This is a genomic window from Thermoplasma sp. (assembly GCF_023256435.1).
GTDB lineage: Archaea > Thermoplasmatota > Thermoplasmata > Thermoplasmatales > Thermoplasmataceae > Thermoplasma.
In genome coordinates, this window is the sequence record NZ_JAGDXM010000019.1 from 15,190 (window position 1) to 36,569 (window position 21,380).

General features: G+C 42.7%; 22 protein-coding genes. 9 read left to right on the forward strand and 13 right to left on the reverse strand.

The window, feature by feature from the left end:
• Nucleotides 1-293: 293 nt before the first annotated feature.
• Both Q0C15_RS02315 and Q0C15_RS02320 read left to right on the forward strand, forming a co-directional pair.
• Nucleotides 294-1,253, forward strand: coding sequence for an NOG1 family protein (locus Q0C15_RS02315; protein ID WP_297215610.1), 960 nt, complete (start codon nt 294-296; stop codon nt 1,251-1,253).
• A complete protein-coding gene (locus Q0C15_RS02320) occupies nt 1,246-2,892 on the forward strand; it encodes a glutamate--tRNA ligase (RefSeq protein WP_297215611.1) in 1,647 nt (548 codons plus the stop codon). The genes Q0C15_RS02315 and Q0C15_RS02320 overlap by 8 nt, the downstream gene beginning before the upstream one ends.
• Before the next feature lie 221 nt (nt 2,893-3,113).
• On the opposite strand, the gene Q0C15_RS02325 is transcribed toward Q0C15_RS02320, so the two are convergent.
• From Q0C15_RS02325 to Q0C15_RS02335, 3 genes are all read right to left on the reverse strand, one after another.
• Nucleotides 3,114-3,380, reverse strand: coding sequence for a PRC-barrel domain-containing protein (locus tag Q0C15_RS02325; protein WP_297215614.1), 267 nt, complete (start codon nt 3,378-3,380; stop codon nt 3,114-3,116).
• A gap of 190 nt (nt 3,381-3,570) precedes the next feature.
• Complete coding sequence (locus Q0C15_RS02330; protein ID WP_110641708.1) at nt 3,571-4,173, reverse strand: GMP synthase subunit A; 603 nt, start codon at nt 4,171-4,173, stop codon at nt 3,571-3,573.
• Between the two features lie 2 nt (nt 4,174-4,175).
• Complete coding sequence (locus tag Q0C15_RS02335; RefSeq protein WP_010901355.1) at nt 4,176-5,099, reverse strand: transcription initiation factor IIB; 924 nt, start codon at nt 5,097-5,099, stop codon at nt 4,176-4,178.
• Nucleotides 5,100-5,549: 450 nt separating this feature from the next.
• Here Q0C15_RS02335 and aspS point away from each other — a divergent pair, with 450 nt between their 5' ends.
• Nucleotides 5,550-6,836 (forward strand): aspartate--tRNA(Asn) ligase, encoded by a 1,287-nt coding sequence (gene aspS, locus Q0C15_RS02340; RefSeq protein ID WP_297215618.1) that lies wholly within the window; start codon nt 5,550-5,552, stop codon nt 6,834-6,836.
• Nucleotides 6,837-7,101: 265 nt separating this feature from the next.
• Nucleotides 7,102-8,046: a 3-hydroxyacyl-CoA dehydrogenase family protein gene (locus Q0C15_RS02345; RefSeq protein ID WP_297215621.1), complete on the forward strand. Its 945-nt coding sequence runs from the start codon at nt 7,102-7,104 to the stop codon at nt 8,044-8,046.
• Nucleotide 8,047: 1 nt separating this feature from the next.
• Here the strand turns inward: Q0C15_RS02345 and Q0C15_RS02350 are convergent, their stop codons facing one another.
• Together Q0C15_RS02350 and Q0C15_RS02355 are read right to left on the reverse strand one after the other, a co-directional pair.
• On the reverse strand, nt 8,048-8,335 hold the full coding sequence (locus Q0C15_RS02350) for a hypothetical protein (RefSeq protein WP_110641960.1): 288 nt from the start codon (nt 8,333-8,335) through the stop codon (nt 8,048-8,050).
• Nucleotides 8,336-8,489: 154 nt separating this feature from the next.
• Nucleotides 8,490-8,918, reverse strand: a complete 429-nt coding sequence (locus tag Q0C15_RS02355; RefSeq protein ID WP_297215624.1) for a multiprotein bridging factor aMBF1 — start codon at nt 8,916-8,918, stop codon at nt 8,490-8,492.
• A gap of 210 nt (nt 8,919-9,128) precedes the next feature.
• On the opposite strand from Q0C15_RS02355, the gene Q0C15_RS02360 reads away from it, so the two are divergent.
• The 3 genes from Q0C15_RS02360 to queC all read left to right on the forward strand — a co-directional run bounded on the left by Q0C15_RS02360 (nt 9,129) and on the right by queC (nt 11,323).
• On the forward strand, nt 9,129-9,809 hold the full coding sequence (locus Q0C15_RS02360) for a fibrillarin-like rRNA/tRNA 2'-O-methyltransferase (RefSeq protein ID WP_297215626.1): 681 nt from the start codon (nt 9,129-9,131) through the stop codon (nt 9,807-9,809).
• 295 nt (nt 9,810-10,104) lie between these two features.
• A complete protein-coding gene (locus tag Q0C15_RS02365) occupies nt 10,105-10,578 on the forward strand; it encodes a 6-pyruvoyl tetrahydropterin synthase family protein (RefSeq protein WP_297215629.1) in 474 nt (157 codons plus the stop codon).
• Nucleotides 10,579-10,603: 25 nt separating this feature from the next.
• A complete protein-coding gene (queC, locus tag Q0C15_RS02370; protein ID WP_297215632.1) occupies nt 10,604-11,323 on the forward strand; it encodes a 7-cyano-7-deazaguanine synthase QueC in 720 nt (239 codons plus the stop codon).
• Between the two features lie 6 nt (nt 11,324-11,329).
• Here the strand turns inward: queC and mdh are convergent, their stop codons facing one another.
• The gene (gene mdh / locus Q0C15_RS02375; RefSeq protein WP_110641964.1) at nt 11,330-12,307 is read right to left on the reverse strand and encodes a malate dehydrogenase; all 978 of its coding nucleotides are present in this window, start codon (nt 12,305-12,307) and stop codon (nt 11,330-11,332) included.
• Nucleotides 12,308-12,472: 165 nt separating this feature from the next.
• On the opposite strand from mdh, the gene Q0C15_RS02380 reads away from it, so the two are divergent.
• Nucleotides 12,473-13,879, forward strand: a complete 1,407-nt coding sequence (locus tag Q0C15_RS02380; RefSeq protein ID WP_297215640.1) for a gas vesicle protein GvpD basic region 2 domain-containing protein — start codon at nt 12,473-12,475, stop codon at nt 13,877-13,879.
• Between the two features lie 2 nt (nt 13,880-13,881).
• Here the strand turns inward: Q0C15_RS02380 and Q0C15_RS02385 are convergent, their stop codons facing one another.
• Together Q0C15_RS02385 and hemB are read right to left on the reverse strand one after the other, a co-directional pair.
• Nucleotides 13,882-14,493, reverse strand: a complete 612-nt coding sequence (locus Q0C15_RS02385) for a peroxiredoxin (RefSeq protein ID WP_297215643.1) — start codon at nt 14,491-14,493, stop codon at nt 13,882-13,884.
• A 74-nt stretch (nt 14,494-14,567) separates the two neighbouring features.
• Nucleotides 14,568-15,530 carry a porphobilinogen synthase gene (gene hemB / locus Q0C15_RS02390; protein WP_297215645.1) on the reverse strand — a complete coding sequence of 321 codons (963 nt, stop codon included), beginning with the start codon at nt 15,528-15,530 and terminating at the stop codon, nt 14,568-14,570.
• A 99-nt stretch (nt 15,531-15,629) separates the two neighbouring features.
• Between hemB and Q0C15_RS02395 the strand changes: the two genes are divergently transcribed.
• Nucleotides 15,630-15,962 carry a TA0956 family protein gene (locus Q0C15_RS02395; RefSeq protein WP_297215648.1) on the forward strand — a complete coding sequence of 111 codons (333 nt, stop codon included), beginning with the start codon at nt 15,630-15,632 and terminating at the stop codon, nt 15,960-15,962.
• Nucleotides 15,963-15,983: 21 nt separating this feature from the next.
• Here Q0C15_RS02395 and Q0C15_RS02400 read toward each other — a convergent pair whose 3' ends face one another.
• The 5 genes from Q0C15_RS02400 to Q0C15_RS02420 are packed head-to-tail and all read right to left on the reverse strand — an operon-like array spanning nt 15,984 to nt 21,380.
• On the reverse strand, nt 15,984-16,229 hold the full coding sequence (locus tag Q0C15_RS02400) for a hypothetical protein (RefSeq protein ID WP_297215651.1): 246 nt from the start codon (nt 16,227-16,229) through the stop codon (nt 15,984-15,986).
• Nucleotides 16,226-16,579 carry a hypothetical protein gene (locus Q0C15_RS02405; RefSeq protein ID WP_297215654.1) on the reverse strand — a complete coding sequence of 118 codons (354 nt, stop codon included), beginning with the start codon at nt 16,577-16,579 and terminating at the stop codon, nt 16,226-16,228. Before Q0C15_RS02405 ends, Q0C15_RS02400 begins: the two co-directional genes overlap by 4 nt.
• A 4-nt stretch (nt 16,580-16,583) precedes the next feature.
• On the reverse strand, nt 16,584-17,993 hold the full coding sequence (gene nuoN, locus Q0C15_RS02410) for an NADH-quinone oxidoreductase subunit NuoN (RefSeq protein ID WP_297215657.1): 1,410 nt from the start codon (nt 17,991-17,993) through the stop codon (nt 16,584-16,586).
• On the reverse strand, nt 17,990-19,477 hold the full coding sequence (locus Q0C15_RS02415; RefSeq protein WP_297215660.1) for an NADH-quinone oxidoreductase subunit M: 1,488 nt from the start codon (nt 19,475-19,477) through the stop codon (nt 17,990-17,992). The genes nuoN and Q0C15_RS02415 overlap by 4 nt, the downstream gene beginning before the upstream one ends.
• A 1-nt stretch (nt 19,478) precedes the next feature.
• On the reverse strand, nt 19,479-21,380 hold the full coding sequence (locus tag Q0C15_RS02420) for an NADH-quinone oxidoreductase subunit L (protein WP_297215662.1): 1,902 nt from the start codon (nt 21,378-21,380) through the stop codon (nt 19,479-19,481).

Sequence of the window (21,380 nt, forward strand, 5' to 3'; positions counted from 1 at the left end):
CATCGAAGTATTTAAACATTACGAAATGTATTTAAGTTTTTTATTTCCATTATTAAAACTTTGATGTCAAAAATCGTCCACTGCATCGAAAATAACTGGATAAAGTCTACTTGCTATTTAATGATAATAAATCAATATTAATAATAGTAATCATTTAAAAATATCAGTGAACATAGTATAAATCACAATTCTATTATGGAAAAATATCTATTTAGAAGATCCTGCATAAACCATACGTCTCCTTTCGGTAACAATTCGATAATGATTTATCGCCGGTAATACTACAGGTAGGAATGCTACTAAAGATACCCACAGTGCTCAGGGGACAAGAGCTTATTGATAAGGCCTTTTCGAGGGCAAGTAGAATTGAAGAACCATATTATCCCGATAAGGTAGAAAGAATAAAGAAGGAGGTACAGGATCGGATATCGACCATTGAAAGTATAAGCGTATCCTTCCTTGATAGGCTTGTTAAAAAATTTCCGTCGATAAACAACCTTCATCCATTCTACAGCAGTCTCATAGATCTGATGTTCGATATAGATCAGTATAAGATCTCACTATCGAAGATCGACCGAACGGCACAGATGATAGAACAGATAAGCGGCGATCATATAAGAAGACTGAAAGCTGTAAAAACCGTGGAGGATGCAAACAGAATAATGAGATCCTACTACGGTAGATTTGCCTCCATAGTACATGAAATAGATCAGGATCTCGTGTTTCTCGGAAAATGCAGAGATTACATGAAGAAGATACCAGACATAGATGTAAATCTGCGTACATATATAATAGCTGGTATGCCAAACGTTGGTAAGAGTTCCCTGCTGGCTGCATTGACCACAAAGAAGCCCCAGATCGCGCCCTACCCATTCACAACCAAATCTGTATTGATCGGAATTGCCGAGCATGGGCATGAAAGAATACAGTTCATAGATACCCCTGGAATACTTGATCGCGATTTCAGTGAGATGAATCAGATCGAAAAGAATGCTGTTCTTGCCCTGAGGCATATTCAGGGTACAGTCATATTTCTCTTTGATTACAGCGATGAATCCCTATATTCATCGGAAATGCAGGAGCATCTCTATAGACAGATAAAGGATCATATTAATCCGAATGTTATTAGGGTTCAGACGAAAATGGACATAAGCAAAGAAAAGAGGGAAGAGATAGCCATTTCCGTCAACTCCGAGGGTGGCCTTGATCCACTCAAGAATGTCATATTCGGAGGGAGTGATGATCATGTATGAGGACGACATAAGAAGGATAGCCCTTATCAATGCGTATCAGCACGATGGAAAAGCCGATGTAAAATCAGTCATGGGAAAGGTGATGGCAGAGATAGCCGATCTGCGCCGTGATCCAAAAGCAGCAAAGGATCTCGTCACACGCATAGTTGATGAGGTCAATGCAATGAGCCCTGCCGAAATAAAGGAGATCGTGGAGAGCAGGTATTCATCATCCATCAAAAAGGAAAAGAAACCGGAGGATCACAGGCTACCCGATCTTGAAGGTGTCGATGGTCCTGTTGTAATGAGGATGGCACCTTCACCCTCAGGCCCACTTCATGTTGGACATACAAGGATGGCAATACTTAATGATGAATATGTCAAGCGCTATGGCGGCGAACTTATCCTGAGAATTGAGGACACGAACCCAAAGAATATAGATCCTGAAGCTTACCATATGATACCTGAGGATCTGCAGTGGCTGGGCGTCAATGTTACGAAGACAGTCATTCAGAGCGATCGCTTCGATCTTTACTATGAGGAAGCTAAAAAGCTCATAATGAATGGCCATATGTACATCTGCACCTGCCCCAGAGAGGAGTTCAAGAAGAAGAAATTGGAGTCGATTCCATGCAAGGATCGTGATAATCCGCCTGAAAAGAACATGGATCTGTTTGAGAAAATGCTTGACGGTACTATAAATGAGGGTGAGGCCGTAGCCGTCGTCAAGACGGATCTAAATCATCCAAATCCGTCGGTGAGAGACTGGATCGCATTCAGAATAATAAATGCCGTTCATCCAAGGGTAGGAGACAGATACCGCGTATATCCTATGATGAGCTTCAGTGTCGCTATAGATGATCATTACCTGGGATTGACGCACGTCCTAAGAGGAAAAGATCAGCTCACGAATACTGACAAACAGAGGTACATCTTTGAATACAACGGATGGAAGAGACCGTATTACTATCACTATGGAATGATAAAATTTCCAGGCCTGAAGCTGAAAACGTCGCTGATGAAGAAGGGTATTCTGAGTGGCCAGTATGATGGGTGGTCAGATGTCAGGCTTGGCACAGTTCGCGCATTTGCAAGGAGAGGTTATCAGCCTGAAACTTTCAGAAGATACTGGATAAATTCGGGACTTCGAGAGATCGACGCAATATTCTCCATAGAGATATTTGATTCCATTAACAGAGAGATCGTGGATCCAAAATCATATCGTTTTTCTTTCGTCAAAAATCCCGTTAAAGTTGTCATAGATAACATGCCGAGGATAAAGTCAAAACTTCCACTGCATCCAACGCATCCTGAGTACGGGTTCAGGGAGTACGAGGTTGAAGGGGCAGTGTATCTATCCGAATCCGATCTTACAAAGATGGACGAAGGAGAAAGGATCAGACTCAAGGATCTCTGCTATATCAGAAAAAAAGGCGACAGGATATCATACGATGGACTTGATATGACTGAAAAGACAAAGATAATAAACTGGTGCCCTGATGGATCTAGGGATTTCTCAGTACTGAGGCCAGATGGATCGATAGATCGCGGACTGATAGAACCCATGTCAGCGGGCTATAGAGGAATAGCACAACTAGAAAGATACGGATATGTGAATATAGCCGACAGTGACAGCGTGGCCTATTTCACTCACTCATGAACCATTTGCAATGTAGATCTCAAAAACATACTGCATTTTTAATTTCATTCCGCAGATAGTAATATGACGCATTTATCAGCAAAATACATCTTGAACCATTCTTATTTGAAATGTTGATGTATTAGCTACCGAAAATAGTCCATTTTCTTCGCCTGATCGCGTGATGTTCTTTGAATATATCATCCATTATCAGAAGAAACACGCTTGTTGAAAGCTAGTGATCATATATGCATCAGATCTGGAAATGACTTCAGTATTACTATATCTCCAATTGATTTTACATAATTGTATGGTATGGATATAGGATCACCGTTCTTCACCAGTTTATCATTGCTATCCATGATGAATAGGCCATGAATCTGATTCTTATCAAAATCGAGCACTATATCTGTGACCTTGCCGACCCTGATGCCCTTCATTGTATAAACTTCTTTCCCGATCAGATTTGTTATCTCGAAAGTGTAGCCTGCTTCAGACGCTTCATCCAACATTTTACCTCTGCCATTTAACGTACTGCAAAAAAGATAACGATGAAAATCGTATTAAATTTTGTGATCCATCCGTTCATCTTTCGCGAGATGAAACCTTCCACCGTTCCTACGCGAAAAACTTTGTTGCCGTAAGGCCCATCTTCAATAAAAAATAGTGTCCGTAATCATAACGGACGGATCAGTCAGTTCATTGCTGGGAACTTTCCTTCTGCAGATCCCTGTGCGATAGGCAGATCGATATGAAATTTTTGAATATCTCATGCCCGAATTGCGTATGCTCAACTTCAGGGTGAAATTGGGTAGCGTAGATAGGCCGTGTTTTATGATAGAATCCCTGTACCTGGCAGGTGCTTGAAGATGCGGCAAGGACAAAATCATCCGGAAGCCCCATTATCTCGTCATTATGATTTTCCCATACAGTTATCTCCGATGGAAGCCCATAGAAGATGTTTTCAGATCGCATGACTGAAATCCTTGTTTTGCCGAATTCTGGATGCTTTGCCTTCACGACCGATGCACCGAAATGCAATGCAATGAACTGAGCCCCAACGCATATGCCCAATATTGGATAATTATGATCGTCTATGTATCTTCCAACGTTTCCAAGTTTATCTATTTCCTCGTCTATGTTTGGAGCTCCACCACTGAGCACAAGACCGTCGAGCCCATCAAGATCGCTGGAATCTATGTCGTTAGGGACTATCTTCGTATCCACACCAAGCTCCCTGAGCACGCGCCATTCTCTGTGTGTCCACTGCCCGCCATTGTCTACAACGTATATCTTCAACATATCTATTCTGAGATTGAAATATTCAATGCTTTGCTTATCTCCTTGTATCTATTCCTTATGGTGACCTCAGTTACTCCTGATATTCTCGCTATTTCCTTCTGTGTTCTTGGCTTACCCACTTTCACCGAAGCTATGTATATCGCAGCTGCTGCTATACCTGTTGGGCCCTTCCCCGAAGATATACCCATGGACATGGCCTGCCTTACGATATCTTCACTTATGACGATGGCCTGCTTGTCCAGATCGAGTTTATTGCAGAACTGTGATATATAAGAGAATGGTGTGGTTGGCTTCAGATTGAGATCAAGTTCCTTTGCTAGATGCCTATAGGCCTTTCCGATCTTCTTCTTGTTGACTTCTGAGGCCTTTGAGATCTCATCCAGTGTGCGCGGTATATTGACTTTCCTGCAGGCAGCATAAATTGAAGCGCACACGATACTCTCGATGCTTCTCCCCCTTATGAGGTTCTTTTCCACAGCTTTTCTGTAAATCAACGCAGCTGTTTCCTTAATGTCCTTTGGAATACCTAGCTTTGCACCTATATCGTTCAGAAGCTGAAGCGCGAGGGAAAGATTCCTCTCGGCAGCGTTGGAGACTCTGATTCTCTGGTGCCATTTTCTTACACGATATATCTGGGCTCTATTCTTATGTGGTATTCTCTTGCCATAATAATCTTTATTGGACCATGATATCTCCGTTGCCAGCCCCTTATCGTGGCTTAGGTATGTCATAGGCGATCCGGTTCTAGCCCTTCTCTCGTCCTGATCAGAATCAAAAGCCCTCCATTCTGGGCCCTGATCGATGTATGCATCCTCAATGACTGCACCACAGTCAGCACAAATAAGCTCGCCATGCTCATAGTCTCTTATCAGGTGTTCAGAATTGCATTCAGGACACCGCTTTGGTGTTTCTCCCTCAACAGTCATCTTATCACTATAACGCATCTACATCATTGGATCTATTTAAACATTTTTTATTTTTAGTTACTCCTTAATAATATACACTCATATCATTTCTATACAAATTTTTCATATTCTGCAAACAATACGATAGAAAATTAAAATAGCAATCATTTTATACCCAAAGATATAAGTACGATGGATACCCATAGATCGAAATGTATTTTAATTTTTGTTCTCATAGCGTGAAAAGAATATTTCAGTTATAATGTATCTTTCTTTGAACAATATGCATATTTTTCATCAATGATCGTCCTTACGATTTTCGTAGGATAAGGACAGTCATCGAAAACGCATCAAACATATTGTATATGATGGCCTGTTATGAAGCCGATACGGATAAGATACCACCAATAGGGAGCTGGTATGGTCATATGCGGCTGGGATAATTTAATATAGCGTTTGCAATAAACGGCTATGCCCAGAACATACATAGGTGCTCTCAGGGGATTTGACGATGGTACCGATGTGGTCATATACGGTTGGCTGCAGGAAGCCAGGATCATGAAAAATGTCTCATTCCTCATTTTAAGAGATAATACAGGAATAATACAGGCAACATTCAAGAATGATGAAGCCACTCTTGAAACCATCAAACGAATCAACAGGGAAAGCATTGTGAAGGTTCAGGGCGTGATCAATAAAAAGAGTGTAAGTAAATCAGGTATAGAGATAAAGGGAACCTCAGTGTCTGTGGTAAATGAGGCTGAAGCTCCACTGCCATTGCCAGTTATAGATCCCGTTCAGGCGGATCTTGAGACCAGGCTTAACAGCAGATTTATCGATCTGAGAAAGAGAAACGTTTCGGCCATATTTCGCATTGAAAGCTCGCTTCTGTGGGGCATAAGAGAGTATCTGCATGGGCAGAATTTCATAGAGGTTCATACGCCCAAGATAGTCGCGGCTGCTACAGAGGGGGGCGCCGATCTCTTCCCAGTCCGTTATTTTGAGAAGGATGCCTATTTGAATCAGAGCCCACAGCTCTATAAGGAGGTTCTGATGTCCGCTGGATTCGATCGCGTTTTCGAGGTAGGCCCTGCGTTCAGGGCAGAGGAGCACAATACCACCAGACATCTGAATGAGTTCACATCGATAGATATAGAGATGAGCTTCGCAGATCACAATGATGCTATGTCAATGCTCGAAAATGCAATAAAGTCTGGTGTAGAGAATGCAATAAGGACAAACAACGATGACTTCGAGGCTCTTGGAATATCAATCAGTGTTCCGGAAACTCCTTTCCCCAGGATAACCTATGAGAAATGCATAGAGCTACTATCCAGCGAAGGTATTGATTTCAAGTTTGGTGACGATTTTTCCCCGGATCACCTGAGGATGATCGGATCCAGGTTCAAGGGCTTCTATTTCATAACAGAGTGGCCAGCATCCGTGAGACCATTCTACACAATGCCAAAACAGGATGACCCTAAGCTCACCAATTCATTCGATCTTCAGTACCGTGAGATAGAGGTAACATCAGGTGCGCAGAGAGTACATGATCCGAAAATGCTGGTGGAAAGATTCAGAGAAAAAAAGTTGGATGTTAAATCATTTCAGTTCTATATAGACGCATTTAAATATGGAATGCCTCCACATGCTGGGTGGGGGCTAGGGCTTGAACGCCTTACCATGATTCTTCTAGGACTAAACAATATAAGAGAAACCACCTTATTTCCTAGGGATAGAACCCGTATTGTTCCTTGATCTCCTATCTTTTCTACCCTCGTCAAAGACTAACCTATCCATGTCGTCGGACGATCCAATCTCGTCCTTCAATATGTCGTCGAGTTTTTTCGAGCCCATTGCTCAACATGAATTATTACACAATTTCACTATATAAATTTTTTTATCCTGTTCTGCGATAAAACGTTCATGGATGAAATCGTGATGTTAAATTCCTGATCTATAAAATACCATGCTAAGACATGTCAGCAGCGAAGACATTTATCCCATATCTGGATACTTTCTCATGGAGATCAAGACCGTTGGAGTGATCGGAGCAGGCACAATGGGTTCTGCTATAGCCGAACTCTTTGCCTATAATGGGTTTAATGTTGTTCTGAAGGATCAGAACATGGATCTGGCCAGATCAGGATACTCGAAGATAGAGAAGATAGTGAACGATCTGAAGAGGATAAACGATGAAAAACCTGACAAAGAGATAGCCAGAATAGAGAGTTATGGAATAAGGCTGAGCGATGATCAGAAAGATGCCATAAAAAAGAAGCTCAAGGTCAATATCGAAATAGAACCCATACTGAGAAGAATAAAGATAACGGATCAGTACTCGGATCTTTCCGAGTGCGAACTGATCATCGAGGCCGCATTCGAGGATCAGAAGGTAAAGGATCAGATCTTCTCGGATCTGTCAGGATTCTCTGAAAGAGCCATAATAGCATCAAACACTTCTTCCCTGAGCATAACCGAGATGGCGGGCTTTCTGAGGAAGCCCGAAAACGCATTGATACTTCACTTTTTCAATCCGCCATATCTCCTTCCTCTGGTGGAGATTGTTCCATCCATGTATACATCCAGTGAGATCAGAGATCTTGCATTCAATCTGATATCCAGAATGAAAAATCACAGGGAAGGTATGGTCCCTGTGATGGTAAAGGAACGTGAAGGGTTCATCGTCAACAGACTCCTTATACCGATGATAAATACGGCTGCAGAAATGCTGGACAGTGGCATGGCCTCCGCAAAGGACATAGATACGGCAATGAAGAAAGGAGCAGGCTTCCCGATGGGACCACTTGAACTTGCAGATATGATAGGTATAGATGTGGTGGTGGACGTCATGGAGGTGCTTGAATCTGCCTATGGCGAACGTTACAAACCATCGGTAATATTGAGAAGGATGAGGGAGGCAAAACAACTTGGAAGAAAAACAAGAAGTGGGTTTTATAAATATTAATTTATTTTATAGGGGTAAGATCAGTTCTCTGTTTGTTGAGCACCACGACTGTGGGCTCAACTATGTATTTTGACTTTGAGATCCGTGTAATAGAAATTAGGGCAGACTTTCTATTGTTGTTGGCAAACATCTTCCGAATCTCATACACAAGACTCTTATTCACAAACAGTTCGACATATATGGGTACACCCCTGTTGTACCATATGGCGATTATCGAACCCTTGGAGACTCGCTCAATATCCTCCCTTTCTACTTCAACGTCTATTCGTTGCCCTATTTCTATTTTCAATTTGCTTACCCAATTTCTAATAAAAAAGACCATTATATAAGCTTTTCCTGTATTAAAGGTTAAAATCGTTTAATTTCGATAATAACCCATTTAAGCCATTTCAGAGAGCCGCAGAGACGTTTATGTAGCAATTATGTCATATCAAAAAAGACCGTCAGGAGCTTTTCTCCACAAGGGTTATGCCAAGTATCTTCTCAAGTTTTCTGGCAATCTTCAGGTCAGGCATCAATTCTCCTCTCTCTATGCTCGCTATTACATTTTTTCTTTCAAATATCTTGGCTGCCAGATCCGCCTGCGACATAGCAAGCCTTTCCCTTGCGTTCTTCACCAGTTCTGCATAATCCTCCACGATATCGAGATCCTCTTCGTTTACCCTTCTGGCTGGTTTCTTTGCCGCGACAACCTTGGGCTGAGGCTTATCCGGAAGCTGCACCTTTATCGGCTGTTCAACAGGCTTGAACTTGTTATGTTCTATAACGGGAGTGCCAAATTTGGCGCAGTCATCGCATACATTGAGGACGGCACCATCAATAATGATCTTCGTTGTCTTTGATACTTTTTTACCACACATTTCGCATTCCATAATGATTTATGCATGCCTTCAGGATAATTAATCTTTTACCAAGTTGATGCAGAATGTAGAAGTCATGCTTCATGGAATGTGCACCATAGCATGATGATACGACATTTCGACCATCAACTGTACACCCATCTCTCTGATCTTGATATTACGTCCAGACATTTCAAGCAAACTTCCCAATTTATTTATATTGATTAAAGATGCTAATTCGGGATGGCAGAAAGAAAGCAGAAAAGATCAGTCCAACCAGTATTTCTATATGGTTCGAAGAGTATATTGAAGATCGGAACAAAGATATACACCAGAACAAATAAGAACAAGAAGGTTTACGGTGAGGACATAATTAGATTCGATCATAACAATTACCGAGAATGGAAGCCGGAGAGAAGCAAGCTTTCCGCAGCCATATTGAAGGGACTTCATCATATGCCGATAGGCGAAAAAAGCTATGTTCTCTATCTGGGAGCATCAACAGGTACAACTGTAAGCCATATCTCGGATATAGCTTCCCAGGGATCCATATTTGCAGTTGAGGTGGCCTACGAACCCTTTTCAAAGCTTCTCGATCTGGCTGAACAGCGTGATAATATTTATCCGATTATGGAAGATGCCAACTTACCAGAAAGATACAGTTTCTTCATAGATCATATCGATGTGATGTATCAGGATATATCACAGAGAAATCAAATCGCAATATTCCAGAGAAACATGGAAAAATTCAACCCAAGATCAGCATTTCTTATATTGAAGACCAGATCGATAGCCTCAACGCAGGATTCGAGGACAATTCTCAAAAATACCGTAGATCAGATGTCCTCATATAACATCAGGGAGATCATAGATCTTTCACCCTACGACACCGATCATTACATGATCCTCGTAGACGCTAGATAGTTCGAATGGTATATGAATGATGGTATTTCATAGTTTATTCTGCGACATCTAAGTTGCATTTCTCGCTGAAACTTTTCAGTCTCTGTTCAATCGAAGAAGATACTAAATCTATGAAACGTTTGAGCGATACCACTTTTGAAAAATGCATTTGTTTACTGTACCAAAATGCGTAAATCACACTTTACAACCATATTTCTTTAATCTCAGGATACGGTCACATGGCCAGCAATAACATTATCAAGAGATGGGGGCAGAATGATCATCGATAATATATATTCATGTTCAATAGGGTATTATGAGATTGACTGTGAATGGCTGGTATACCAATATGCGGTTTTCGGCCGCGCATTTCATACCATCACACATAAAGTGCTCTCGTCTTCATGGTCATGACTATGGGATAATAGTGAACGTTGAAGGCGAAATGATAGATGGTATGCTTATAGACTTTATTGAGCTTAAGAATGCAATAAGATCTGTCATCAATGAAATGGATCATAAACTTCTTGTTCCTGCAAAGGCAAATGTAGCTAAATACGACGAAGAAAAGGACGAATATGAGATAGTGTACAGCAACAAGAGGATGATCATCCCGGGCGAATTCGTGTATCTCGTTGACGTGAACAACACAACCAGCGAAGAGCTATCTGCCTACGTAGCAAAGCGTGTCGGTGAAAAACTAAGGCTGAAGAAGAACATCAGAAAGCTTGAGATTTCCGTGGAGGAAGGACCGGGTCAGGGAGTATTCTCAGAGGCTATGCCTCCTTAGATCGGAACTTGAGGGTGAAGAGGAGATGGATGAGAAGAGAAAGGCTGTCGTGCTGCTCTCCGGCGGACTTGACTCAAGTACTGTTCTAGCCTACGCCATTTCGAAAGGCTATGATGTCCATGCCATTTCCTTTGATTATGGCCAGAGGCATTCAAGGGAGATGAAAAGTTCAGAGGATCTAGCGAAATATTACGGCGTGGATAGGAAAATAGTACACGTGGATCTCAGATCCATCGGGAAGAGCGCTCTGACCGATGATATAGAAGTTCCCACCAGAAGCCTGGAATCAATATCAGATGAGATCCCGGTCACCTATGTTCCGGCAAGAAACACAATATTTCTGGCCATTGCTGCAGCATATGCGGAATCGATTGGATCAACGGACATATTCATCGGTGCAAATGCGATAGACTACAGTGGATACCCTGACTGCAGGCCGGAATATTTCAATGCCATGGAGAACGCGCTCAGCCTTGGGACTGAGATAGGATTGAAACATGGGATGCATATTAACGTTCCTTTGCAGTATCTTACAAAAGGAGAGATAATAACACTTGGTATGAAGCTCGGCGTTCCATATCGTCTCACTTGGTCATGCTATCGTGGTGGAGATAAAGCCTGCGGTGAGTGCGATTCATGCCAGCTGAGACTGAAAGGATTCATGGAGGCTGGATTGGAAGATCCTTTAGAATATGAAAAATATCCAAAATTCTACGAACAGTATCTAAAAGGTAGAAAAAAATAATTTGGATCAGTGGTTGTGCTTTGTGATCCACTCATCCACTTTCTTTGAGCTGGCCTCCACCGAGGCAACGCTCTTCTTCCAGAGTTCCAGCTCATCCGGTTTGAAATCTATATCATAGATCTCTTCCACACCCTGTTCGCCTATCTTTATCGGCACGCCTATGAACTTGTCCTTAATTCCATAGTGATCCGCATGCTTTCCGGTTATGTATGCTGCGCACGGGATCACGCGCTTCTTGTCCATGATCACAGATTCAACCATGGCGGTTATGGATATGCCTGGCGCATAGAACGCGCTGCCCGTCTTCAGGTAATTTACTATCTCCCCACCGCCGAATCTTGTCCTTTTGACTATTTCGTCAATCTTCTCCTTCGACAGAAGATTCTCAATGGGTATACCAGCTACGCTTGAGTATCTTATGAAGGGTACCATATCATCGCCGTGTCCTCCTATAACGAATGCGTTCACGTCCTCAACGGATACGTTAAGCTCCTTTGCAAGGAATGTCCTGAATCTTGAGCTGTCCAGAGAACCGCCGAGGCCCATGATCTTGGACGGAGTGATGCCCGTAAATTTCTGAAGCGCGTAGGCCATGATATCCGCAGGGTTAGATACTACAACGATGATCGAATCCGGTGAATATTTCTTTATATTCCTGGACACATCTGAGATTATCTCAACGTTCTTGTCGAAGAGATCGTCCCTGCTCATACCTGGTTTCCTTGCAAGTCCTGCAGTTACGACTATTACATCACTTCCCTCCATGTTCTTATACTTCGATTCATCGCTGGTGCTGAATCCGACTACATCAAGATCGTATCTCCAGTGTGGTGCACCTTCCTGAATATCGAGTGCCTTTCCCTCAGGAATACCATCAACGACATCGAAAAGGTAAACATCGCCAAGCTGCTTTGCGGCCAAAAACTGAGCAACGGTTGCACCGACATTACCGGCGCCTATTACAGAAATCTTCTTTCTTGCCATGGATGAGTATCTCTTCTTTATTAAAAAATTGTTCTCATTTTTATGTATTAACTGCAATGAAAAATGTGGAAAATTTAGCCATTCGTAAATAAATTAATATATAGAAAAAAGTTAGACATAACATAATCTGGGAGGCGTCGATGTAACTTGGCTACCGATCCTATCATGTATATATTCGAGCAATTTTTCGATCAACGTTTCGGAAAGTCCATGGTTATTAAGGGAAAACCTGGATCTGGAAAAACAACCTTCACACTTGATTTTCTCACGTCCATAAGGGATCATCATCCCGTGTATTACATATCATCAAGGACCACTGAAGCTTCGATAGCGGATGCCTATCCCTGGATCAAGGAACGATTCAGCGGTGAGGGTGAGATAAAGAAGGTTAGAACCGACTATCTGAACCGCTTCGAAAAGATGGTTGAAGAAGGAAAGTTTGGTGATTACCTTCGGGATGGCCTCATCATAGATACAAAGAAGATCGTGCCCGTTATACATTCTCTTTACGAATTCGTCGATGCCCACAGTGGTGAGAGACCAATCATTGCTCTAGACTCAATTGATGCTATAGCTGAGGAGTACAACATACCAGAGGATTTTCTCTTTCTGATGCTTAAGAATGATCTCGTTGAAGGATCCGGAGCAAACCTGATCTCCATATTGGAGGCGAAGCAAAATGAGAGGCTGGAATACTTCGCAGATGGTGTTGTAAGCCTGGATTACAACATAAAGAATGATATGCTCATAAGGTCGCTCACGCTGGAGAAGATGAGGGGCATATCCATTGGGCCTTATCCAAACTACATGTTCTCTCTAGCCGGTGGTAAGTTCAATAGCGTGATGCGTAGCAGCCTTGTATTTCCTGATGTTAAATATGAGCCAACAAGAATATCCGATCCGGCCGAATTCCAGGTATCTCTCGGTGATCTGGAGTATGGGAAGCTAACGCCTGAGGGTACAGATACTGTACCTGGAGGTTCAATCGTTATTCTGCATATCAAGGATAAAGGGCCATCGGTCAACGACTTCATATCGTTATTCAAGACGAACCTCATCATCAACAACATCATTCAGGGACGTGGTGTGATCGATGTTACCGCCAGCGGATATGAAACATACACTGTTCTTCTCAAATCTCTGGCTGGAAAATATCTCAACAACTACATAACGACCTCAAAATCAGATTTGATCAACCCGTACGTTATCTCGCTCAAGGGCATTCGGTTAAAGGATGATATTAACCGTGAAATAATAGAGGTTAAACTGGCTCAGTCAAAGGGCCCATATGTATACTTCCTCTCCTCCGATTATCTCTACCTTGTATATGGACCTGAATTCCTCAATCAGATCATAGAGGTGGTGGATGACATAAGGACCACCGGCGTGATATTCATAGTTGCGGACGATACAACTTACGATAAGATGTTTTCAGCATCACATATTTCCCTGGATATATTTTCAGTCAATGGATATGCTGCGGTTTCCTCCAACAAAACATCATCTTATCTCGTGCAGATAATACCTGATGAAAAAAGATGGCCAAAAATAAGGTTTATAGAGATTGAATAATTTTATTTTACAAATTTGAGATACCAGGTCTTCACGCCGGGTTCTCCATCTCTCTTCAGGCTGGCCTCCACTGTTAAGGGTGCTCCTTCTATTCCCTCCTGGCCAGGCTGCCAGTTTGCAGGTGTTGCTAGCTTGCGTTCCCAGTTGAACTGGAGCGCTTTTATGACTCTTATTATCTCGTCTATGTTTCTTCCGGTTTCGGCTGGATAATATATCATCCATCTTACTATCTGATTGGGATCTATGATGAATACTCCCCTCACCGTAGCTCCAGATTTCTCGTCTATCAGGTTATACTGCCTGGCAACTTCCTTATCGATATCAGCTATTATAGGAAACGGTATCTCTATCCCGAAATGTTCCTTAATGTCTCTTATCCATGCAATGTGGCTGTATACGCTGTCAATACTGAGGCCAATGAGCTCTACGCCCAGAGCTTGAAAATCTTTATAGCGTTCCGTGAATGCTATGAACTCTGTGGTGCATACCGGCGTGAAGTCGCCTGGATGCGAAAACAGCAAAACCCATTTTCCCCTGTAGCTTGACAGGGTTATAGGACCCTTGGATGTGTTCACGGTAAAATCCGGAGCCTTTTGTCCCAATGTAACTGGCATTTAGATCACCATAGGAACAATGATAGAAAAAATATAAGGGTATTGAATTGTGCAATGCTAATATTTAATCTATATTATTTTGAATCAGTTAGTATTTGTTCGGTGAAATATGTTATAACGATGTCCGCACCTGCTCTGAATATTGATACGATCGATTCTCTTATGGCGTCCTCTGAAAGATAGCCGTTCTTAATGGCATTGTAGATCATGTTGTATTCTCCACTCACGCTGTATGCGGCCAGCGGCAGATCAAATCTTTCTCTGGCCTTTGCGATGATATCGAGATAGAACAGGGCAGGTTTAACCATAACTATGTCTGCACCTTCATAAATATCGAGGTCAATCTCCCTGAGCGCCTCTCTCTGATTCCTGTAATCCATCTGATAACTCTTCCTGTCTCCCACCTTTGGAGCGGATTCTGCGGCTTCCCTGAAAGGGCCGTATAAATTGGATGAGAACTTTGAACTGTAGGCCATTATCATCACATTTTCAAAGCCGTCACTGTCCAGCTCGTCTCGGATCGCCGATACCTGACCGTCCATCATTCCACTTGGTGCTACTATGTCGACACCAGCTTCAGCATAACTCTTCGCTATCTTTCTGTATACTTCTAGAGTAGAATCATTGTCCACATAGCCATTCTTTATCAATCCACACTGGCCTGTGTCGGTATATTCACACAGGCAGAGATCGGCTATCGTGATGAGATCGGTGTTTTCTTTAATCGAGGATATCGCCCTCTGTATGACTCCATTCTGATCATATGCGCTGCTGCCCGTGCTATCCTTATGCGCCGGCACACCGAACAATAGCACGGATCTGACGCCTATATCCTCAAGATGCTTTGCATAATCCTTCAACTGGTTCAGCGGATACCTTTGTATTCCTGGCATAGACGCTATTTCAACAGGTTTCTGGATTCCTTCTTCAACGAATATGGGCATGACAAGCTTCTCTGGCCTTATATCTGTCTCTGAGAAAAGATCTCTGAAATTCTGTTTTTTTCTGTACCTTCTCATCCTCACGATTGGGAACATGATGGTGCATTGCTTCTTGAGATAAATAGTATGTACAGGTTCAATTATTAGCTGAAATTACTTGTTAAATAAATTATAGTATGATTGAATATCCAGATCATGACTCTTTGCGCAATGTACAATATCTCGATAGCTGGATCTCATCCCACCACAATATGCGTGGTTATGGAGAGATTTCTCGAATCGTTTAACGAGCTATATGACGTAATCGACGAGGACGATCCTGACGTGATGATGGATTTTATATCTAGATATGCCAGAACAGACGAGATAATGCCGGACGATAAGACCGTTGGCTTTGTCGTGATAAATGCACAGAAGAAGCTTATGTCGGTTTCATTCTCAGATATAGATGAAAACATGAAGCGCATCATAAGATCCACGGCAGAAAAATTCAAGAATAAAGGATTCAAGGTAGAAGCTGATCTCTAAAAAAGAATGAAAGTATCGTCATCAGTACATGGTTAGATTGTATTTTTTATCCATGTACTCATAGTCCCTGCGATTTCTAATATTCAACAGTTTCGTCAGTTCTTCCATCTTTTCTCTGTACCTGTCATCATAGATCTCTCTGCCGAGGACGAGCCTGCCAAGGTCATCATCGTACATGACCTGTTCGCCGTATTTCTTGAGACAGTGAATGCATTCTGCGGCTTCCTCCTCATCCTCGACATGCTGAAAGCATTTCTCGAAGCTCATCTGTCATCACACCTCTTTCCATCATAGTACGGGAATCGTACGTTGTATCTGTCTATTGAGAAGAAGAGATAGTATGGAAAACTCTTAAGGAAATCTGGATCAACGTAAGCTGACAGTTTCTCAAAATTCTCATCCGTATATGTTTTTAGGTCCTTCCAGCTCCGCCTTCCCCTCACGACTTCATCAAGTAGGCTTATGAAACCATAGTACACGTCGTATCTTGAGTCGCCTGTTGTCGATTTGTAGAGCTCTATCCTCTTCTTAGCGTTGAAAATTACTTTGTATGCATCGTCAATCTCGCCCGCCAGCAGGGCGCTTCTTATAACATCCATGTTTAAATTTCCATTCATCTTTTCACCCCACTATCTGCGATGAGATATTGATAAGCATCGGGAATATTACGTAGAGAAGACCGAGCAGCACAACAAGAGCTGCAGATATGATGACCATTGCCTTATTCCCGATATCAGTGGAGAATTCACCCTTTGGATCCTCCCAAAACAGGTATCTCATCACCTTCATATAATAGAAGACTGAAATGGCGCTGTTCAATATGGCTATTACAGCGAGCCACCAGAGCCCTCCATCTATGACGGAGAGGAAGAGGAAATATTTGGCCAGGAAACCTCCGGTCAGAGGTATGCCCGCCAGACTAAGCAGCAGTATGGAGAAACTCGCAGCGACATATGGTGATTTCTTTCCAAGCCCAGCAATTGCATCGAACGTAACGTTATCCTGTTTCACCATGTTCATGGCGAGGAAAGAACCTCCCTTCATGAATATATATACCAGAGAATAGAACATACCTGAGGCTATGGCAAGATCAACCGCCTTTGAACCGCTCCCTATTCCAACATAGGATACAACAGCAAGCACAAGTATAAGATATCCGGCCTGAGCCACTGAAGAATATGCAAGCAGTCTCTTAACATTATTTTGTGAGAGCGCTGCCACATTGGCATAGGTCATAGTCAACACAGAAAGAACAACGAAGAAATAGTATACCGGAGCAGTGTAAGCGCTGAAACCAACCAGGAATATCTTCAGGACTATCACAAAGGCCATTATCTTTGTTCCTGTAGAGAGGAATGCTGATACATCGTTCTCAGTTCCATCGTAGGCATCGATAGCCCACTGATGCATGGGGAATATTGCAAGTTTGAATCCAAAGCCTATTAGAAGAAATAGCAGTGCAAGTAGCATCGATGGCCTGGTTGCGATTGAAATGATATTATTCGTAGATAGGACAAACGTGTGTACGGAGAAGAAATAGAATGCTACCCCCAATATTATAAAGGTGGTCGCGATGGTTCCGGTGAAGAAATACTTTACAGTTGCCTCCAGATTCCTCTGCTTACCACCGTAAGCAGACATAACATAGGTCATTATACTAACGGATTCGAATGCCACAAATGCTATTATCAGATTCCAAGTCGCAGCGACAAGTATCATACCGAGTGAAGAGAATATTAGCGCAGAGTAGAAGATCTCTGATCTTTTTCCGAGGTATTTGGCAACTGGCAGCGAGATGAAGAGGGCCGATATCAACAGAACTATGGCGAAATATTCAGAGAATTTGTTCATTGTTATTCCGTATGCTGAAGAGTATGGGGTAAACAATATTATGATTATTGCTACCAGAAGTGTCGCAAACGTTATTCCTGCATTGACGTTCGATTTTCTGATTGGTATTCCAACGGCCAGGACCACAAAGCCCATGATCGCAAGGAATATCTCTGGATAGAAAAGATCTATAGCGTTCATGATACCACCTTAAACACATTGCTGGTATAGTTAACCAGATTATGGAATATGAGATTGGGATATATTCCAAGAAGGAATATCACCAGCACGAGGAATATCAGGATCAGGAATTCTCCTGCTCTCACATCCCTTATGAATCCCAGATTCTCATTGTACGGCCCATATAATGATCTCTGAGCAGTCCAGATATGATATGATGCGGTTATTATCATACCGAATATAACGAAGAATATATACCAGCTAATCGCCTGAAACACCCCTACAACTATTGAAAATTCTCCAATGAAGCCAGCGAAACCTGGCAATCCCAGGGACGCGAGGAATCCGATCAGAGAAAATGAAGCGAGCATGGGTGCCTCACGATATATACCTCCGAGTCCGTACACGGAGTCCGTCCTCGCGTTTCTGCTGATATAGTAAAGCGCAGAGAATACAAGGGCCATTATGAGACCATGTGCAACTATCTGGAACATTCCTCCTGAGGCTTCTATGAGTTTCACGCTATATTCAGAACCGGTCGATTCTATTATGGATGCGGCAAATGATAGCGTCACAAATCCCATTGCGGAGGCGCTTGCGAAGGCCATCATCTTCTTTATGTTTCTCTGGAACATTGCGGTAAGTGCAAAGTATATGATACTTATGATTCCAAGAGCGATCAGGAAGTAGAGAACCCAAAGAGGTATTGCCGTATACGCCTCCATCAGGATGCCGAACAGCCCATAGCCGCCCATCATTGAAATTGCACCTGCCAGAATAACGGTTGCCGGGTATGGCGCCGAATAATAGGAATCAGGAAGCCAGGAATGTATCGGGAATGATGGCATCTTTACCAGGAATCCGAACAGGAACCCGAAGAGCACGAAGCCGAGTTCAAATGGAGGCAGAAGGTGAACTATGCTCATCAATGGCCCAATCTCAAATGTATAACTGCCTAAATATGTAAATGAATAGGAGTAAAGAGTAAATATTGAAAGCAGAATGAAGACGGATCCTATGTGCGTATAGACAAAAAATTTCAATGATATCGAATCCTTGTTGTCTCTACCATAACGCCCTATCATGAAGTAGACGGGAACGAGGACCAGCTCCCAGAATATGTAGAAGAAGAGGAAATCTCTAGAGATCAGAAGGCCTATGAGGCCCACCTCAACGAGCATCTCAAGACCAAAGAAAGCTGAACCATACTCTCTTCCGGTTATGAGTATGGATACGAGCATAACTATGCCGGTCAGTATGAGCAGAGCATCGGTCAGACCGCTGACGCCAACTGAGAAATACAGGCCTATGCTGCTGGATATTGTAATGCTGTAGGATGAAACGAAACCACCCGTATAGGAGGAGAACCTCAGTATGGAGAATGCAGCGATCAGTATGAGCAGCACTCCTGAGAGGATCGATGCGACCTCCTTAGCATAACGTCCAGTGAAGAAAGTTGCGATCCCGAATACTATTGAAATTATCAAAATATCAAAAGCCAACATTTTACACCAGCTCCACGATTTCAATAACGATGAAAATAACAATCGCAGCTATTATGAGCACCGCAACATAGTTCTCAAAAACACCAGACTGCAACCTTCTGAAATACGATCCAGTTGAAACAGTGTCTGATCCAAACCTGTTAACTGAATTGTTGTACGCATTTTCGAAGCCGCTGAAGGCTGCGGATAGAGGCAATATGACACGCTCTGATATGATCCTGGTATAGAGAACGTCCATGTAGAATTTGTTCTTAACAAGCTTATAATACCAGGTTCTTGAAATGTCCCATGTCTTCCACTTCTCGAATCCGTATATGTAAAGATCCACGAAAAAGCCTATCGCTAGCAATATAATAGGAAGCGTAGTTATGTAAACTGGTGCCGTGGGTACGGATACTGTATAATGAGCGATGTCCAGCGTGGGCTTAACGAAGCTGTAGAACGGGGCCTGCCATACACCCAGTATCAACGCAAATATGGATAACACGATGAGGGGCAACAGCGCGATCACAGGCGGATCCTTTGCCCTTTCAGCCAGCGTTGATCTGGGCTTGCCTGTAGCGACCAGGAAGAACATCCTGAACGTATAAAGCGTCGTCAACAGCGATCCTGTTATCAGAAATAGAAACGGCAGGAAACCTGAGAAAGAAGGCGATGATGTGAAGTAGTTGTAAGATGCAAATATTATTGGATCCTTGGAGAAATATCCGGCTGTTCCTGGGAAGGCCACCAACGCCAGAGATCCTATGAAGAACAGTGTGGTAGTTATGGGCATTCTCTTCCATAGTCCGCCCATCTGCTTGGCATCCCTCAGATCCATCATAGCAACTAAGAATGCACCTGCACTCATGAAGAGCAATGCCTTGAAGATTGCATGGGACACCAGGTGAAACATACCGAGCGAAACGGCAACTCCACCTATTATGGGCGCGAGGCCTATAGCTGCCAGCATGTATCCAAGCTGGCTTATGGTGGAATAAGCAAGTATTCTTTTAACATCGTTGACAACCAGACCAACTATACCTGCGTACAGCGCCGTAAACGAACCAACAATGGCCACAGCATACATGGCAAATGGAGCCGCGTACAGGAAAACCTGGAACAGCCTTGCAACCAGATAAACACCGGCGGTGACCATCGTGGCTGCATGGATGAGCGCTGAAACGGTAGTAGGGCCTTCCATTGCATCCGGTATCCAGACATGCAACGGAAACTGCGCTGATTTTCCTATTGCAGCACCAAGAATAAATATCGCTATTATTCCAAGCCTTACCTTGCCTATGGCTACGGCTATGGAGCTAGCATTGCTTATGAGGTATGGTATACTAAGAGGATCCTTTGTAACGTTGATCAGCGAATAGTAGAGGATAGACATCCCTATTATGAATGAAAGATCGCCAACTCTTGTCACTATGAATGCCTTTTTGGCCGCTGCGGTAGCATTTGGTTTGAAGAACCAGAAACCGATCAGCAAGTATGAACAGAGACCAACGAGCTCCCAGAACAGAAAGAGAAGCACAAGATTGGACGAAATAACCAATCCTAGCATACCTGCTGTGAACAGTGCAGTTTCAGCGAAATATACATGCTTGTTTGGATCGTCCTTCATGTAGTATATTGCAAAGAGATGTATCATCAGCGAGACGAAGGAAACCATTATCGCCATGACAATTGCGAGGTTATCGATGTAGATCCCGAAATCTATGTTGTAGAACCAGGTATAGTGATTATAAATTGGATGTTTTATAACCGTGAAATACGTGATTACCGAAAATACAAATGCCAGAAAGATGAAGAACGAAGCTACCGCTCCAGACCATTTTCTGTAATACTTCCCGATTATAAGAGTCAGCAGAAATCCAATGAGAGGCGAAATGAATATCATCCAGCCATATACATACAT

Coding starts and splice junctions, on each gene's coding strand:
- Q0C15_RS02315 (WP_297215610.1), top strand. CDS start 294: ATGCTACTAAAGATACCCACAGTGCTCAGGGGACAAGAGCTTATTGAT.
- Q0C15_RS02320 (WP_297215611.1), top strand. CDS start 1,246: ATGTATGAGGACGACATAAGAAGGATAGCCCTTATCAATGCGTATCAG.
- Q0C15_RS02330 (WP_110641708.1), bottom strand. CDS start 4,173: ATGTTGAAGATATACGTTGTAGACAATGGCGGGCAGTGGACACACAGA.
- Q0C15_RS02335 (WP_010901355.1), bottom strand. CDS start 5,099: ATGACTGTTGAGGGAGAAACACCAAAGCGGTGTCCTGAATGCAATTCT.
- aspS (WP_297215618.1), top strand. CDS start 5,550: ATGCCCAGAACATACATAGGTGCTCTCAGGGGATTTGACGATGGTACC.
- Q0C15_RS02345 (WP_297215621.1), top strand. CDS start 7,102: ATGGAGATCAAGACCGTTGGAGTGATCGGAGCAGGCACAATGGGTTCT.
- Q0C15_RS02355 (WP_297215624.1), bottom strand. CDS start 8,918: ATGGAATGCGAAATGTGTGGTAAAAAAGTATCAAAGACAACGAAGATC.
- Q0C15_RS02360 (WP_297215626.1), top strand. CDS start 9,129: ATGGCAGAAAGAAAGCAGAAAAGATCAGTCCAACCAGTATTTCTATAT.
- Q0C15_RS02365 (WP_297215629.1), top strand. CDS start 10,105: ATGAGATTGACTGTGAATGGCTGGTATACCAATATGCGGTTTTCGGCC.
- queC (WP_297215632.1), top strand. CDS start 10,604: ATGGATGAGAAGAGAAAGGCTGTCGTGCTGCTCTCCGGCGGACTTGAC.
- mdh (WP_110641964.1), bottom strand. CDS start 12,307: ATGGCAAGAAAGAAGATTTCTGTAATAGGCGCCGGTAATGTCGGTGCA.
- Q0C15_RS02380 (WP_297215640.1), top strand. CDS start 12,473: ATGTATATATTCGAGCAATTTTTCGATCAACGTTTCGGAAAGTCCATG.
- Q0C15_RS02385 (WP_297215643.1), bottom strand. CDS start 14,493: ATGCCAGTTACATTGGGACAAAAGGCTCCGGATTTTACCGTGAACACA.
- hemB (WP_297215645.1), bottom strand. CDS start 15,530: ATGTTCCCAATCGTGAGGATGAGAAGGTACAGAAAAAAACAGAATTTC.
- Q0C15_RS02395 (WP_297215648.1), top strand. CDS start 15,630: ATGACTCTTTGCGCAATGTACAATATCTCGATAGCTGGATCTCATCCC.
- Q0C15_RS02400 (WP_297215651.1), bottom strand. CDS start 16,229: ATGAGCTTCGAGAAATGCTTTCAGCATGTCGAGGATGAGGAGGAAGCC.
- Q0C15_RS02405 (WP_297215654.1), bottom strand. CDS start 16,579: ATGAATGGAAATTTAAACATGGATGTTATAAGAAGCGCCCTGCTGGCG.
- nuoN (WP_297215657.1), bottom strand. CDS start 17,993: ATGAACGCTATAGATCTTTTCTATCCAGAGATATTCCTTGCGATCATG.
- Q0C15_RS02415 (WP_297215660.1), bottom strand. CDS start 19,477: ATGTTGGCTTTTGATATTTTGATAATTTCAATAGTATTCGGGATCGCA.
- Q0C15_RS02420 (WP_297215662.1), bottom strand. CDS start 21,380: ATGTATGTATATGGCTGGATGATATTCATTTCGCCTCTCATTGGATTT.